General features: G+C 71.3%; 11 protein-coding genes. 7 read left to right on the top strand and 4 right to left on the bottom strand.

Annotation, left to right across the window (positions count from 1 at the left end; genetic code table 11):
* Nucleotides 1–15: 15 nt before the first annotated feature.
* A complete protein-coding gene (cofD, locus tag AB0P41_RS21455; RefSeq protein WP_356709494.1) occupies nucleotides 16–972 on the top strand; it encodes a 2-phospho-L-lactate transferase in 957 nt (318 codons plus the stop codon).
* A complete protein-coding gene (locus tag AB0P41_RS21460; protein ID WP_356709496.1) occupies nucleotides 969–2,297 on the top strand; it encodes a coenzyme F420-0:L-glutamate ligase in 1,329 nt (442 codons plus the stop codon). Before cofD ends, AB0P41_RS21460 begins: the two co-directional genes overlap by 4 nt.
* Before the next feature lie 21 nt (nucleotides 2,298–2,318).
* Here the strand turns inward: AB0P41_RS21460 and AB0P41_RS21465 are convergent, their stop codons facing one another.
* The 3 genes from AB0P41_RS21465 to AB0P41_RS21475 all read right to left on the bottom strand — a co-directional run bounded on the left by AB0P41_RS21465 (nucleotide 2,319) and on the right by AB0P41_RS21475 (nucleotide 6,050).
* Nucleotides 2,319–3,284: a DNA-3-methyladenine glycosylase 2 family protein gene (locus tag AB0P41_RS21465; protein ID WP_365933836.1), complete on the bottom strand. Its 966-nt coding sequence runs from the start codon at nucleotides 3,282–3,284 to the stop codon at nucleotides 2,319–2,321.
* 159 nt (nucleotides 3,285–3,443) lie between these two features.
* A complete protein-coding gene (locus AB0P41_RS21470) occupies nucleotides 3,444–4,535 on the bottom strand; it encodes an NDP-sugar synthase (protein ID WP_356709498.1) in 1,092 nt (363 codons plus the stop codon).
* A 78-nt stretch (nucleotides 4,536–4,613) separates the two neighbouring features.
* The gene (locus AB0P41_RS21475) at nucleotides 4,614–6,050 is read right to left on the bottom strand and encodes a peptidoglycan recognition protein (protein WP_365933535.1); all 1,437 of its coding nucleotides are present in this window, start codon (nucleotides 6,048–6,050) and stop codon (nucleotides 4,614–4,616) included.
* A gap of 140 nt (nucleotides 6,051–6,190) precedes the next feature.
* On the opposite strand from AB0P41_RS21475, the gene AB0P41_RS21480 reads away from it, so the two are divergent.
* The 4 genes from AB0P41_RS21480 (at nucleotide 6,191) to AB0P41_RS21495 (ending at nucleotide 12,074) form a co-directional block, all read left to right on the top strand.
* Nucleotides 6,191–6,943 (top strand): TIGR03089 family protein, encoded by a 753-nt coding sequence (locus AB0P41_RS21480; protein ID WP_356709502.1) that lies wholly within the window; start codon nucleotides 6,191–6,193, stop codon nucleotides 6,941–6,943.
* Nucleotides 6,944–7,129: 186 nt separating this feature from the next.
* The gene (locus AB0P41_RS21485) at nucleotides 7,130–8,422 is read left to right on the top strand and encodes an LCP family protein (RefSeq protein ID WP_365933537.1); all 1,293 of its coding nucleotides are present in this window, start codon (nucleotides 7,130–7,132) and stop codon (nucleotides 8,420–8,422) included.
* Between the two features lie 234 nt (nucleotides 8,423–8,656).
* Complete coding sequence (locus AB0P41_RS21490) at nucleotides 8,657–10,348, top strand: LCP family protein (protein ID WP_365933540.1); 1,692 nt, start codon at nucleotides 8,657–8,659, stop codon at nucleotides 10,346–10,348.
* Nucleotides 10,349–10,397: 49 nt separating this feature from the next.
* Entirely contained in the window at nucleotides 10,398–12,074 is a 1,677-nt protein-coding gene (locus AB0P41_RS21495; RefSeq protein WP_365933542.1) for an LCP family protein, read from the top strand.
* Nucleotides 12,075–12,128: 54 nt separating this feature from the next.
* Here the strand turns inward: AB0P41_RS21495 and AB0P41_RS21500 are convergent, their stop codons facing one another.
* Nucleotides 12,129–13,151, bottom strand: a complete 1,023-nt coding sequence (locus AB0P41_RS21500; RefSeq protein WP_365933544.1) for a glycosyltransferase family 2 protein — start codon at nucleotides 13,149–13,151, stop codon at nucleotides 12,129–12,131.
* 330 nt (nucleotides 13,152–13,481) lie between these two features.
* Here AB0P41_RS21500 and AB0P41_RS21505 point away from each other — a divergent pair, with 330 nt between their 5' ends.
* Nucleotides 13,482–14,846, top strand: coding sequence for an LCP family protein (locus tag AB0P41_RS21505; protein ID WP_356709512.1), 1,365 nt, complete (start codon nucleotides 13,482–13,484; stop codon nucleotides 14,844–14,846).
* Nucleotides 14,847–14,856: the final 10 nt, after the last annotated feature.

Below are 14,856 nucleotides of genomic sequence, written 5' to 3' on the forward strand. Positions count from 1 at the left end.
GCCACACTGATGCTCATGCGCATTGTGGTTCTGGCCGGCGGTATCGGTGGTGCTCGTTTCCTGCGTGGCCTCAAACAGGCCGCGCCCGACGCGGACATCACGGTGATCGGCAACACCGGCGACGACATCCATCTGTTCGGGCTGAAGGTCTGTCCCGACCTCGACACCGTGATGTACACCCTCGGCGGTGGCATCAACGAGGAGCAGGGCTGGGGGCGTACCGACGAGAGCTTCCGGGTCAAGGACGAGCTCGCGGCGTACGGCGTGGGGCCCGAGTGGTTCGGCCTCGGCGACCGTGACTTCGCGACCCACATCGTCCGTACGCAGATGCTCGGCGCGGGCTACCCCCTGAGCGCGGTCACCGAGGCCCTCTGCGCACGCTGGAAGCCGGGGGTCCGGCTGATCCCGATGTCCGACGACCGCATCGAGACACATGTGGCCGTGGACGTCGACGGCGAGAGCAAGGCCGTCCACTTCCAGGAGTACTGGGTGAAGCTGCGCGCCTCCGTGCCCGCGCAGGCCGTCGTGCCGGTGGGCGCGGAGCAGGCCAAGCCCGCCCCGGGCGTCCTGGAGGCCATCGCCGGGGCGGACGTCATCGTCTTCCCGCCGTCGAACCCCGTCGTGTCGGTGGGAACCATCCTCGCCGTGCCCGGCATCCGGGAGGCGATCGCCGAGGCCGGGGTCCCCGTCGTCGGGCTCTCCCCCATCGTCGGCGACGCGCCCGTGCGGGGGATGGCCGACAAGGTGCTGGCCGCTGTGGGCGTCGAGTCCACCGCCGCGGCCGTCGCCCGGCACTACGGTTCGGGCCTGCTGGACGGCTGGCTCGTCGACAGTGTGGACGCCGGAGTGGTCGACGAGGTCGAGGCGGCGGGGATCCGCTGCCGTGCCGTCCCGCTGATGATGACCGACGTCGACGCCACCGCCGAGATGGCCCGCCAGGCCCTGGCGCTGGCAGAGGAGGTGCGGGCATGAGCGGCGGACCGGCCGGCGCGGCGCCCGCGTACCGCGTGTGGGCGTTGCCCGGGATGCCCGAGGTGCGGGAGGGCGACGACCTCGCGAAGCTGATCGCCGCCACCGAGCCCGGACTGGCCGACGGCGACGTCCTGCTGGTCACCTCGAAGATCGTCTCCAAGGCGGAGGGCAGGATCGTCGAGGCCACGGACCGGGAGGCGGCGATCGACGCCGAGACCGTCCGGGTGGTCGCCCGGCGCGGGACGCTCAGGATCGTGGAGAACCGGCAGGGGCTCGTCATGGCCGCGGCCGGGGTCGACGCCTCGAACACCCCGGCCGGGACGGTCCTCCTGCTGCCCGAGGACCCGGACGCGTCGGCCCGGCTGATCCGGGACGGTCTGCGGGACGCGCTCGGGGTCGAGGTCGGGGTCGTCGTCACGGACACCTTCGGCCGCCCCTGGCGGAACGGTCTGACGGACGTGGCGATCGGCGCCGCGGGGGTCAGGGTCCTGGACGACCTCCGGGGCGGCACCGACGGATACGGCAATCCGCTGAGCGCCACCGTCGTGGCCACGGCCGACGAGCTGGCATCCGCCGGCGACCTGGTGAAGGGCAAGGCGTCCGGGCTGCCGGTCGCGGTGGTGCGCGGGCTCCCCCATGTGATGGCGGACGCCTCCGCCGACGAGGACCACGGCGCGCGGGCGATGGTGCGGGTCGCGGCCGACGACATGTTCCGGCTGGGTACGTCTGAGGCGGTGCGCGAGGCGCTGAATCTGCGGCGCACGGTCCGGGAGTTCACGGACGAGCCCGTCGACCCCGGCGCCGTACGCCGAGCCGTGGCTGCGGCCGTGACGGCTCCGGCGCCCCACCACACGACCCCGTGGCGCTTCGTCCTGCTGGAGTCGGAGCGGTCGCGGCACCAGTTGCTGGACGCCATGCGGGACGCCTGGATCGCGGACCTCCGCCGGGACGGCCGGAGCGAGGAGTCGGTCGCCAAGCGGGTGCGGCGGGGCGACGTCCTGCGCAACGCGCCGTATCTGGCGGTCCCCTGCCTCGTGATGGACGGCTCGCACACCTACGGGGACGAGCGGCGGGACACCGCGGAGCGCGAGATGTTCGTGGTCGCCGCCGGCGCGGGCGTGCAGAACTTCCTGGTGGCACTCGCGGGCGAGCGGCTCGGCTCGGCATGGGTCTCCTCGACGATGTTCTGCCGGCCCGTGGTGCGCGAGGTGCTGGACCTGCCGGACTCCTGGGATCCACTGGGCGCGGTGGCCGTGGGACACCCGAAGGGGACACCGCCGGCGCGGGAGGCCCGGGACGCGGGAGCGTTCATCGCGGTCCGCTGAGGCAGGCCCCGGGACCGCCGGTCAGAGCCGGGCGATGTCCCGGGGCGTCATCCGGGGGGCCCGGCGCGCCGGGGTGTGCCCCGAGAGCATGATCAGACGGGTCGCACGGTGGCGCTGGCCCTCGTACGGGGCGAGGAGCTCCAGCATCTCCTCGTCGTCGGCGTTCCTGTTGCCCGCGAGCACGTGACCCACGATGCCCGGCAGATGGAGATCGCCGACCGTCACCGCGTCCGCCGCGCCGTTCGAACGCTGCAGGGTCTCCGCCGCGGTCCAGGGGCCGATGCCCGGGATCAGCTGCAGCCGGGCCGACGCCTCGGGGAGTTCCATGGCGGCCGCCTCCTCCATGCGCCGGGCCACCCGGACCGCGCGCAGGATCGTGGCGGAGCGCTTGGCGTCCACGCCGGCGCGGTGCCACTCCCAGGACGGGATCAGCGACCAGGTCCTGGCGTCCGGCATGACGTACAGGCCGTACGTGGCGAACGCCGCGTCGGCGGGGCCGGGGGCGGGGGTGCCGTGGGTGCGGAGCAGGAGCCGCCAGGCGCGGTATGCCTCGTCGGTGGTGACCTTCTGTTCCAGGATCGACGGGATCAGGGACTCCATGACAAGACCGGTGCGCAGCAGGCGCAGACCCGGCCGGCGGCGCTGGGTCAGGGCGATCAGCCTGTGGCGGGGGCGGAAGGCGTCCGGGGTGTCGCCCGCGCCGAGCAGTGCGGGGAGCCCGTCCAGGAGCCACTCGGCGCCCGGACCCCAGGCCGTCGCCGCGACGCGGCCGTCGGAGGCCGCGGAGACCCGCAGCGTGCCGGGGCCGGCCGGGGTGCGGGTCGCCCGCCAGAAGGTTCCGTCGGGCAGGGCACGGTAGGCGGGGTCAGCCGGACCGCGCCGCAGCGGACTCAGGACCAGCCTCAGGTCGAGCGGGGCCGGCGGTGTCCAGGTCCGGGACCGCGCGGGGGCGCACTCCTCCGCAGCCGCCGGCTCCTGCCGGGGCACGGCGGTGGTGCGGGGTACGAAGCGTCCTGCCACGGGTGAGGTCCTCGGTCGTCGGGGGTTCCTGCCGAGGGTAGACCGGACGGGCCCTCCCACGGGCCGGTGTGACCCCTCATGGCCGGTGGCACCGGTCACTGGTCACGGACCGGCCCGTGACACCGGTCACTGGTCGGACGAGAAGCGGACCGAGGCGTCCGGGAGGACCGCGCCGCACCAGACACGGATGCCGTCGCGCAGTTCGTTGTCGGCACCGACCCGGGCGCCGTCCCCGATCACCGCTCCCGTGAGCACCGAGCGGCTGCCGATCCGGGCCCCGGCCCCGACCAGCGAGTCGGTGACGACCGCACCCGGTCCGACGACGGCGCCGTCCAGCACGGTGGAGCCCGAGACCCTCGCGCCCTCACCGATCACCGCGCCCTCGCCGACGACCGTGCCGCCGGTCAGTTTCGCGTCGGCGGCCACCGAGGCGGTGGGCAGGACGAGCCGGTCACCGCAGCGTCCGGGCACGGCCGGGGAGGGGGCGCGGCCGAGGACCAGGTCGGCGGAACCGCGTACGAACGCCTGCGGGGTGCCCAGGTCCAGCCAGTACGTGGAGTCCACCATGCCCTGGAGATGGGCTCCGGCGGCCAGCAGGCCGGGGAAGGTCTCGCGCTCCACGGAGACCGGCCGGCCCGCCGGGATCGTGTCGATGACCGACCGGCGGAAGACGTACGCCCCCGCGTTGATCTGGTCGGTGACTATCTCCTCGGGGGTCTGCGGCTTCTCCAGGAAGGCCGTCACCCTGCCCGTGGCGTCCGTCGGCACGAGACCGAAGGCCCGCGGGTCCTCCACCCTGGTGAGGTGCAGGGAGACGTCGGCCCCGGAGGTGGCGTGCGCCGAGACCAGGGCCCGGATGTCGAGGCCGGTGAGGATGTCCCCGTTGAACACGATGACGGGTTCGTCCGGGCCCGAGGCCAGGCGCGACGCCACGTTCCTGATGGCCCCGCCGGTACCGAGGGGTTCGTCCTCGGTGACGTACTCGATGGAGAGGCCGAGCGACGAACCGTCACCGAAGTACGGTTCGAATACCTCCGCCAGGTAGGACGTCGCGAGCACGATGTGCTCCACCCCGGCCGCCCTGGCACGCGCCAGCTGGTGCGTGAGGAACGGCACCCCGGCCGCCGGAACCATCGGCTTGGGGGTGTGCACCGTGAGCGGACGCAGCCGGGTGCCCTTGCCACCGACCAGGAGGATCGCTTCTTTTGCCTCTGTCACAGCACCGTCTCTGCTTCCTGCTGGGGCCGGGCCTCGTTTCGGCTGGCCAGTGTATGCAGACCGTTCGGAGCCTCCCGGTCAGCGGCCCTGCAGCTTCGCCGAACTGGTCCGGGCCGTGCCGAGCTTGTTGTAAAGACGGATTCCGGGGCATTCGGTTGCGAAGCCGTCGCGGTGCCCGGAGATGACGTTGAGTTTGGCCTTCGCACCCTTCTTGTACTTGCCGCTGCCGCCGGAGACGAGCGTGACCTTGCCCTTGGGGTTACGTCCGAACAGGCCGAGCTTCCAGGCGGTGAGTTTGGCGATGGCGGTGACCGCCGCGGCGGGCGGGTTCTTCGAGCTGAACGTCCCGAGTACGGCGATGCCCATGCTGTTCGTGTTGAAACCGAGGGTGTGGGCGCCGAGAACCGCCTTCGACACGCCCCCGGCGCGTCCCTCGTAGATGTTTCCGCACTTGTCGACGGCGAAGTTGTAGCCGATGTCGCGCCAGCCGCTGCTCTTGACGTGGTACCGGTAGATACTGCGCAGGACGGACGGCGCCTGGGCGCAGGTGTAGTTGTTGCCGGTGGCGCTGTGGTGGACGAACGCCGCCTTGACGGTCGAGGTGTAGGCGAAGGTGCGCTCGCGCAGGCTCTCGTCGGCGCCCCAGCCCTTGCGGGTGACGATGCCCGGCCGCGGTCCCACGAACGGCTTGGCGCCCGCTCCGACGACCGCCTGCTCCTCCGACTCCGCCTTGCTCAGGGCGGAGATCTCGGTGGCGCCCAGCGGGGCCAGGTCGGCGTTGACGGCGGAGCTCTCGGCCGCGGCCATGGTGAGGCCCGCGGACTCGGGGAGCGCGCCCGGCTGAGCGGCGGTGGCCGGGGTCGCGGTGCCCGCCGGCGGCGTGACGGCGGTGGCGGCTCCCGGGGTGACCTCGGCGCGCGGCTGCTCCGGGTCGTCGCCCGGATCGACGAGCTCCACCTGGAGGCCGGCGGGGAGGGGCGCGCTGCCTGCGGCGCCGCTCCGCGGTCCGGCGTTCTCGGAACGTACGCGTACCTCCACTCCGTCCGAGTCGCCGACCCAGAGGGGGGCGGTGGAGCCGCGTACGGTGCCCGATTCGCGCTCGGGGGTGCCCGCGTCGGCGGCGTGGTCGTGGTTGTGGGTCTCCAGCGACTGCCAGCCCGACCACTTACGGGTGCCGGTCGCGCGGGTGCGGACCTGGACGGTGCCGTGCAGTTCGGCGTCGGCGTCGTCCCAGACGACGCCGACGAGGGAGAAGCGGTGCGAGTCGCGCCGCAGCAGCCCTTGTGCGGCCGCGGGGCGCATGGATTCGGTGGGTGTACCGGTGGCCCTCGGGACCGCGTCGGGGAGCGGCCGCAGGGGCATCGACTGGGTCGAACCCGCGGGTTCGGCGGGGGCTGCCGCGGGCGCCTGTGCGACCGGGGCCTTGGCGGGGGCGGCGGGAGCGGGCGCGGCGAGCGGGAGGGTGAGTGCCGTCGCGCAGGTGACGCCGATCGAGGTTGCAAGAAGTGCACGCATACAGGAAATCCTTGACAGAGTCCGGCATTCCCGGCTACTGGAGTAAACGTGCTGGCAGTTGACGCCCCGTCTGCCGAACCGGTGTACGGACCACTCGTGACGCCCTGTCGGGCCGGCACCCGCCGCGTACCCTTGCGCGGATGAACGCCAGTGATCGCACCCCCGCCGACCTGCTGCGATCCGCGCTCGCCGCGGACCCAGGCCGTCCCCTCGTCACCTTCTACGACGACGCAACCGGAGAGCGCGTCGAACTGTCGGTGGCCACCTTCGCCAATTGGGTGGCCAAGACCGCCAATCTGCTCCAGGGAGACCTGGCCGCCGAGCCGGGTGACCGGCTCGCGCTGCTGCTCCCCGCCCACTGGCAGTCGGCCGTCTGGCTGCTCGCCTGCTCGTCCGTGGGCGTCGTCGCCGAGGTCCAGGGCGATCCGGCCTCCGCCGATCTGGTCGTCAGCGGGCCGGACACGCTCGACCGGGCCCGCGCGTGCCGCGGTGAGCGGGTCGCGCTGGCCCTGCGCCCGCTGGGCGGCCGATTCCCGCAGCCTCCCGAGGGGTTCGCGGACTACGCGGTGGAGGTTCCCGGCCAGGGCGACCGCTTCGCCCCGTACGCCCCTGTGGACCCGGCTGCCCCCGCGCTGACCGTGGGCGGCGTGGCCCTGACGGCGGACCAGCTCGTCGCGCGGGCCCGCGAGGACGCGGCGGGGCTGGGACTCGGCCCGGGGTCCAGGCTCCTGACGGGCCGTACGTACGACACCTGGGAGGGGCTGTCCGCCGGACTCTTCGCCCCATTGGCCGTGGGGGGCTCCGTCGTCCTGTGCCGCCATCTGGACCAGCTGGACGAGGACGGGCTGGCCAAGCGCGTCGAGAGCGAGCGGATCACCCGCACCGCGGTATGACAAGCGCCCCGAGCGCCACTCGTCCGGCCCACAGCGGGCCGAGCCCCCGAGGATGCGCACCGACGGCGGTACATGATCGGGCGGTACGAAGCACCACCGGGAACGCCGCCCGCATGCACAACCAAGCGTGATGTTCAGCCGTCTACTTCTGCGACCGGCGGCCCATCGCGCCGCCGAACGTGAAGGATGGACGCAGACGTGAGCGCAAGCCCCGGCACCCCCGCCGAACCGGACCGCCCGGACGACTCGGCCGGGGGCGGGCCCGCGGACGGGAGCGACGGCGGGTCCTCGGCCGGCACCTGGGCCGAGCGCCCCCGGCCCGCCCCCGGGGCCGGCCAGCGGCCCTGGCTCCGCTGGACCGCTCTCGCCGCCTCCTTCCTCGTACTGGTCGCCGCCGGGGCCGGATGGTGGCTCTACAACAAGCTCGACGGCAACATCAGCACCGACACGAGCGCGGCCGCCGAGCTCAAGGCGTACGAGAAGGAGCGTCCGAGGCCGGTCGCGAGGGGCGCCCAGAACATTCTGCTCATCGGCTCCGACACCCGCTCCGGCGACAACAGCCGGTACGGCCGAGACGACGGCGGCAGCCAGCGCTCGGACACCACGATCCTGCTGCACCTCGCGGCCGACCGTGAGAGCGCGACGGCGGTGTCGGTGCCGCGCGACCTGATGGCCGAGATCCCCAGCTGCCACAAGGACGACGGCAAGGCCACGAAGAAGCAGTTCGCCCAGTTCAACTGGGCCTTCGAGCTCGGCGGCACGGCCTGCACGATCCGTACGGTCGAGAAGATGACGGGCATCCGCGTCGACCACCACATGGTCATCGACTTCAACGGCTTCAAGGACATGGTCGACGCCGTGGACGGTGTGGAGGTCTGTCTCAAGGAGCCGGTCGACGACGTGGACGCCCGCCTCAAACTCCCCGCGGGCCGGCAGAAGCTCGACGGCGAGGAGGCCCTGGGATACGTACGGGCCCGTAAGTCCATCGGTGACGGCAGCGACACCGAGCGCATGGACCGTCAGCAGAAGTTCCTGGGGGCCCTCGTCAACAAGATGCAGAGCAACGGCGTGCTGCTGAACCCGGCACGGCTCTACCCGGTGCTGGACGCGGCGACCAAGTCGCTCACCACCGACCAGGGGCTCGACTCCCTGAGGGACCTGTACGACCTGGTGCGCGGGATGCGGAACGTCCCCACGGAGAAGGTGCAGTTCCTGACCGTGCCCCGGCAGGAGTACCGCGCCGACCCGAACCGCGACGAGCTCGTCCAGCCGGACGCGGACCGGCTCTTCACGCAGCTGCGCGAGGACGAGCCCGTCACCGTGGTCCCCGCCGAGGAAATCAAATCCGGGGATTCACAGGCAGATCACAGCTCCGGGAAGGACTCGTCGGGCCGAAAGTCAGGCGATTCGGGCACGAGTCCCACTCCGGCGCCCACCTATTCGGGGTCGAATGCCGCAGATGACCCGTGCGGCTCGTAAAACAATGCCCAAGACATCAACAGACATGAACGGCAAAACGGAGCGGAATAGGCAGAATGCCCGGTTATAAAGAGCGTGGAATGTATCACGCACGCCCCCTGTGGCCGATAACGCCGGATAGTGTGACGCGATCCGGTGTTCGCGGCCCTCAGGCCGCACACGGCCGGAGCGGACAACCGAGCGCCCGGCCGGGGGAGGCGCCTCGCGTGGCACCGACGGAGGATCCAGGAAACCGTGGACGCGCATAGCCGTGGGCGGGCGGACGAAATAGACCCCGCCGACCAATGGGTGCTCAACCCGCAGACCGGCAATTACGAATTGCGACTGAACCACTCCGGAACAGAGTCGCCCGACCCTTCGCCCACGACGAATCGGCCGCCCGGCCGGGGGGAATCCGCCGGGGTCCCCGCTCAGCGGAGCCGACGCCCGGCGGGTGACGGCCGCGACCGGACTCCCCCGCCCACCCGCCGGGGACGCAAGCCACGGGCGTCGAGGCGGAAGAAGGCGCTGCTGTGGACCGGCGGGGTCATGGCCTTCGTGGTCGTCGCCGGATCCGCCGGTGCCTACGCGCTCTACCAGAAGTTCAACGGCAACCTCGACACCGTCGACGTCGGTGACGCGGGCAGCAAGAGCGTCGCCGGCGACGGCCCGCTCAACATCCTGATCATCGGGACGGACAAGCGGACCGGCGAGGGCAACGAGGGCTACGGCGACAAGGGCAGCACCGGCCACGCCGACACGAACATCCTGTTCCACGTCTCCGCCGACCGCACCAACGCGACGGCGATGAGCATCCCCCGGGACCTGATCACCGACATCCCCGACTGCACCACCAAGCAGGCGGACGGTTCGGAGAAGGAGATACCCGGCACGCGGAACGTGCGCTTCAACGTCAGCCTCGGCCAGGAGGGCCGCGACCCCGGCTGCACGATGCGCACGGTCAAGGAGATAACCGGCCTGTCGGTCGACCACTTCATGATGGTCGACTTCAATGCGGTCAAGACCCTCTCCACCGCCGTCGGCGGCGTCGAGGTCTGCCTGGACAAGGCGGTCAAGGACCCGGACTCGCATCTCGACCTGCCGGCCGGCCCGTCCACGATCCAGGGGGAGGACGCGCTGGCCTTCGTCCGCACCCGCCACAGCTTCGGGAACAAGAGCGACCTGGACCGGATCAAGGTCCAGCAGCAGTTCATCGGCTCGATGATCCGTCAGATGAAGTCCGACGACACGCTGACCGACCCGGGCAAACTCTTCAAGCTCGCCGACGCGGCGACCAAGGCGCTCACCGTCGACTCCGGCATCGGGTCGATCAAGAAGCTGACCTCGCTCGCCCAGGAGCTCGGCAGGATCGACACCAAGAACATCACCTTCGTCACGATGCCGGTGAAGGACAACCCGGCCGAGCCGACCCCGGTCACCGTGGTCGTGAAGCCGCAGGAGGCGGAGCAGCTGTTCTCGGTGCTGCGCTCCGACACCTCCCTCACCGAGGTGAAGAAGAAGGAGCAGGCGGCCAAGGACAAGCGGGAAGCCGTCCTCGACGGCAGCAGGGCCGACGCCTCCGCCATCCGCGTCGACGTCCTCAACGGCGGCGACATCACCGGCGCGGCGGCCGCGACCGTCACCTGGCTGCGGGACGAGCAGGGCGTGACCGGCTCCATGAACAGGGCGAACGCCCCGGCGAAGACCGCCAGGACGACGCTGGCGTACACACCGGAGCAGGCGGACCAGGCCCGTGCGCTCGCGGACATCATGGGCCTGCCCGCCACGGCGCTCAAGCAGGGGGCGGCGGGCGCCGGCACCGACCAGGCGATGGTGCTGACCCTGGGAGCCGACTTCAAGGGCGCGGGCGTACCCGTCACCGGTCCGGCAAAGGCGCCGGAAGACATGCAGAGGGCAAGCGCCGACAAGGCGGAATGCGCGAAGTGACGACCGGTCGTCGCGCCACAGCGGAATTCTGAGGAGCAGGGGGATCCTGGTGGGACGTAGCAGCACGCGCGGGGAGGGGACACGGCCACGCAGCCGGCACGAAGGGCCGCCGGGTGACGGCGGCGGTGACGCACCGGGCGGTGCCGGGGGCAGAGGCCACGGCCGACGGGCCCGGACGGCTCCGCCCCGTGCCGGGGGCGGTCCGGGGAGGCCGAACCGCCGTGCGCGGCGGGCCCCCAAAGGCGGTAAGCGACGCGTCCTGCGCTGGGTGGCGTGCGTTCTCGCGCTGCTGATACTCGGCACCGGCGGCGCCGGTTACGTCTACTACAAGCACCTCAACGGCAACATCAGGAAAGAGGACCTGACGCTCGGCGACAAGGAGATGGCCGACCACAAGGCCAACTCCGCCGGGCAGACGCCTCTGAACATCCTGCTCATCGGATCCGACGCCCGGGACTCCAAGGCCAACCAGAAGCTGGGCGGCGCGAAGGAGACCTTCGGAGGCACGCCGCTCGCCGACGTGCAGATGCTGCTCCACCTCTCCGCCGACCGCAGCAACATCTCGGTCATCAGCATGCCGCGCGACACCATGCTGAAGATGCCGAAGTGCACCGACCCGGACACCGACGAGGTGTACCCGGCCAGCACGGTCGACGTCCAGACCAACGAGAGCCTGGGCCGCGGCGGGCCCGGATGCACGGTGGCCGCCTGGTACGAGCTCACCGGCATCACCATCGACCACTTCATGATGATCGACTTCGCCGGTGTGGTCTCCATGGCCGACGCGATCGGCGGCGTCCCCGTCTGCGTCGACGCCAACGTCTACTCACACACCAGCGACGGCAAGGGCTCAGGGCTGAAACTGGAGAAGGGCACCACCTCCGTCAAGGGCAAGCAGGCCCTCCAGTGGCTGCGTACGCGCTACGGCTTCGAGGACAACACCGACCTCGGCAGGACGAAGGCCCAGCACCAGTACCTGAACTCGATGGTCCGCCAGCTGCGCCAGGGCACCAAGCTCACCGACCCCGGAAAGCTGATGAACCTCGCCGAGGCGGCCACCAGCGCGCTGACCGTCGACAAGGGCCTCGACACCGTCAAGAAGCTGTACGACCTGGCCGAGGAGCTGAAGAAGGCCCCGACCGACCGGATCACCATGACGACCATGCCGAACGTCTACGGCACGGGGCAGTTCGCCGGCCGGGTCTACCCGAAGCCCGACGAGGCCGAGCAGGTGTTCCGGATGATCCGTGAGGACATCCCGCTCGACGGCAAGGCGTCCAAGCGCAAGACCCCCGTGATCAAGGACCAGGCCGCCCCGGACGACGAGATTGCGGTCAGCGTGCGCAACGCGACCTCGACCGGCACCCTCGGTCCGGCCCAGGGCCGTGCGACCACGGTCCAGGAGCTGCTCACGGAGGCCGGCTTCGCCAAGGCGACGGTCGACTCGCAGAACGTCGAGGCCGCGGCCAGGACCGGCGTCCTCTATCCCAGCGCGGATCTGGAGGGTGACGCGCAGGCGGTCGCCAAGGCGCTCGGGATCCCGGTGTCCCAGGTGAAGAAGTCGACCGGCGTCTCGGGCGTCGTCCTGGCCGTGGGAGCCGACTGGCGTGAGGACGGGGCGTACCCCGCCGAGGCCGCCGACGAGAAGACACCGGACTCGGCGAACCCGCTCAACGGCGCCGACGAGAAGGCCTGCATGAAGGTGAACCCGAGCTTCACCTGGTGATGTCGTACGTACGGGAAGGGGCCCCGCCGAGGGGCCGCTTCCCGTACGAGGCGGTCAGGCCGTCTGCTCCCGCACGGCCGGGCGGCGGCTGGCGATGACCCGCTTCGCCAGCGAGCGGGGGCTGGTCAGGAAGCCGTACCCCCAGGACATGTGCATGGTGGCCAGCGCCACCGGGATCTGCGCCCGCGCCTTCAGCGGCAGGCCCTTCCCGGCCGGCAGCGACCCGGCGACGATCGCCGCGGCGTACCCGGCCGGAACGACGAACGCCCACGGGGTGACGGCGGCGCCCACGACGATGCCGGCCGCGATCGCGCAGACGGCGGTCGGCGGGGCCAGGTAGCGCAGGTTGATCGAGCCGGAGTGGTAGCGGGCCACGACATGGCGCCAGCGGCCGTACTCCTTGTACTGCTTGGAGAGGGCGCGGATGCTGGGCCGCGGGCGGTACTGCACCTTCAGCTCCGGCGAGAACCAGATCAGACCGCCCGCCTCACGGATCCGGAAGTTCAGCTCCCAGTCCTGCGCGCGGATGAACTCCACGTTGTAGCCGTCGGCGCGCTCCAGCGCCTCGCGGCGGAAGACCCCCAGATACACGGTCTCGGCCGGGCCCGCCTTCCCGCCGGTGTGGAAGGCCGCGTTGCCGACGCCGATCTTCGACGTCATCGCGGCGGCGACGGCGTCCTCCCAGGCGTTCTCGCCCTCGGCGTGCATGATGCCGCCGACGTTCTGCGCGCCGGTCTCCTCCAGGAGGCGGACAGCGGTCGCGATGTAGTTCGGCGAGAGCATGCCGTGCCCGTCGACCCGTACGACGATCGGGTGGCGTGACGCCTTGATCGCGGCGTTGAGCGCGGCAGGGGTGCGGCCGGTCGGATTGGGGACGGTGTGGACCCGGGAGTCCTCCCGGACCAGCTCGGCAGCGATCTCGTCCGTACGGTCGTTCGAGGGGCCGAGGGCGATCACCACCTCCATCTCGCCGGCGTACTCCTGCTCCAGGATGTGCCGGACCGAGTTCCTGAGATGGCGTTCCTCGTTGAGCACCGGCATGATCACGGAGACGGCGGGGTACTGCGCGGCAGACATGTGGTCCTCGGGGGGTCCTCGGGGGCGCCGGGATTCCGGGGGTTTTCGCACCCCAGGAGGCGGCGTGATTCGGCCGCCACGTTACCGCGAACGGGGGACAGCGGCGCGCGCCGCCGGGTCTCGTCCCGATCCGCAGATCGTATGGGCCTACCGTGCGAAAGTCCTACTCGCACCGCGGAGGTGTCCCTCGTGCCCACGCCGCCCCGACCGCCCCGTCCACCGCGCCCCCGCACAGCCGGCCCGCAACGCAGGACCGCACGACAGCCCGGGGCCGGTGGCGCCGCGACGCGGAAACGGTCCGGCGCGCGGAAACCGCCACCCCGCTGGGGCATGCGGGTCGTCACCGGGCTGTCCGTGCTGGTGCTCGGCGCCGGCGGCATCGGCCATGCCGTGGTGAGCGGTCTGGAGACGGGGATCGACCGGGTCGACCCGTTCAAGGACATGAAGAACCGCCCCCCGGGCGGTCACGGCATGAACTTCCTGCTCGTCGGCACCGACGGCCGCGACCGGATCAGCGCGGCGGAGAAGAAGAAGTACAGGCTGGGCGGCGCCCCCTGCCACTGCACCGACACCCTCATGCTCGTCCACGTCTCGGCCGACAAGCAGCGGGCCAGCGTCGTCAGCCTGCCGCGCGACAGTTACGCCGAACTCCCGGCCCACACCGACGCCACCACCGGCAAGGAGCACTCCGCCCATCCGGTGAAGCTGAACGCCGCCTACGCCGAGGGCGGACCTCACCTCACGGTGCGGACCGTCGAGCAGATGACGGGCGTCAAGATCGACCACTATCTGGAGGTCGACTTCACCAGCTTCATGAAGACGGTCGACACCCTGGGCGGGGTGGAGATCTGCACCGCCAAGCCGCTCAAGGACTCCTACACCGGCCTGGACCTGGCAGCCGGAACCCACAAGCTGGACGGTGGGCAGGCGCTCCAGTACGTCCGCTCCCGGCACCTCGACGGGGCGGCGGACCTGGGCCGGATGCAGCGCCAGCAGAAGTTCATGGCCGCGCTGATCAAGCAGACGACCAGCAGCGGTGTGCTGATGAACCCGATGAAGTTCCAGCAGGTCGCCTCGTCGATGCTCGAGTCCGTCCGGGCCGACAAGGGCTTCGGCACGGAACAGATGCTGGAGCTCGGCAAGGCGATGCGCGGCTTCACCCCCGCCTCCTCGGAATTCGCCTCCGTGCCCCTGGAGGAGAAGGGCTACCAGGTCAAGGGCATCGGCTCCACCGTGAAGTGGGACGCCGAGAAGTCGAAGCAGATGTTCCAGGCCCTCCGCGAGGACAAGCCGCTCGCCCCGCACCTGCCGAAGCAGCCCAAGGCGACGCCCGTCGATGTGGCCCCCGAACAGATCCGGGTGCAGGTCTACAACGGGACGCCGAAGGACGGACTCGGCCAGGACGTCGACGCGGCGCTGCGCTCCACCGGGTTCAACACAACCCGCTCCCCGCTCAACGGCGGGCCGCACGATCTGCGGCGGACGCTGGTCACCTACGACCCCCGCTGGGACCGTTCCGCGAAGTCCCTGGCCACCGCGCTGCCCGGCTGCGAGCTCAGGGCAGTGCCGGGGCAGGGCGGGACCATGAAGGTCACGGCGGGCTCGGACTTCACCAAGGTGCAGCGCGTGAAGGCCGAGAACCCGCAGCGTGGTGAATTCGACACGGTGACGGGCGACCAGGTGGTCTGCCCCTGACCGTGCGCTC

The sequence above is a fragment of the Streptomyces sp. NPDC079167 genome (genome assembly GCF_040686735.1).
GTDB lineage: Bacteria > Actinomycetota > Actinomycetes > Streptomycetales > Streptomycetaceae > Streptomyces.

Excerpts from the sequence above, each read along its gene's own strand:
- AB0P41_RS21485 (WP_365933537.1), top strand. The coding sequence starts at position 7,130 with ATGGACGCAGACGTGAGCGCAAGCCCCGGCACCCCCGCCGAACCGGAC.
- AB0P41_RS21475 (WP_365933535.1), bottom strand. The coding sequence starts at position 6,050 with ATGCGTGCACTTCTTGCAACCTCGATCGGCGTCACCTGCGCGACGGCA.
- AB0P41_RS21505 (WP_356709512.1), top strand. The coding sequence starts at position 13,482 with ATGCGGGTCGTCACCGGGCTGTCCGTGCTGGTGCTCGGCGCCGGCGGC.
- cofD (WP_356709494.1), top strand. The coding sequence starts at position 16 with ATGCGCATTGTGGTTCTGGCCGGCGGTATCGGTGGTGCTCGTTTCCTG.
- AB0P41_RS21480 (WP_356709502.1), top strand. The coding sequence starts at position 6,191 with ATGAACGCCAGTGATCGCACCCCCGCCGACCTGCTGCGATCCGCGCTC.
- AB0P41_RS21460 (WP_356709496.1), top strand. The coding sequence starts at position 969 with ATGAGCGGCGGACCGGCCGGCGCGGCGCCCGCGTACCGCGTGTGGGCG.
- AB0P41_RS21500 (WP_365933544.1), bottom strand. The coding sequence starts at position 13,151 with ATGTCTGCCGCGCAGTACCCCGCCGTCTCCGTGATCATGCCGGTGCTC.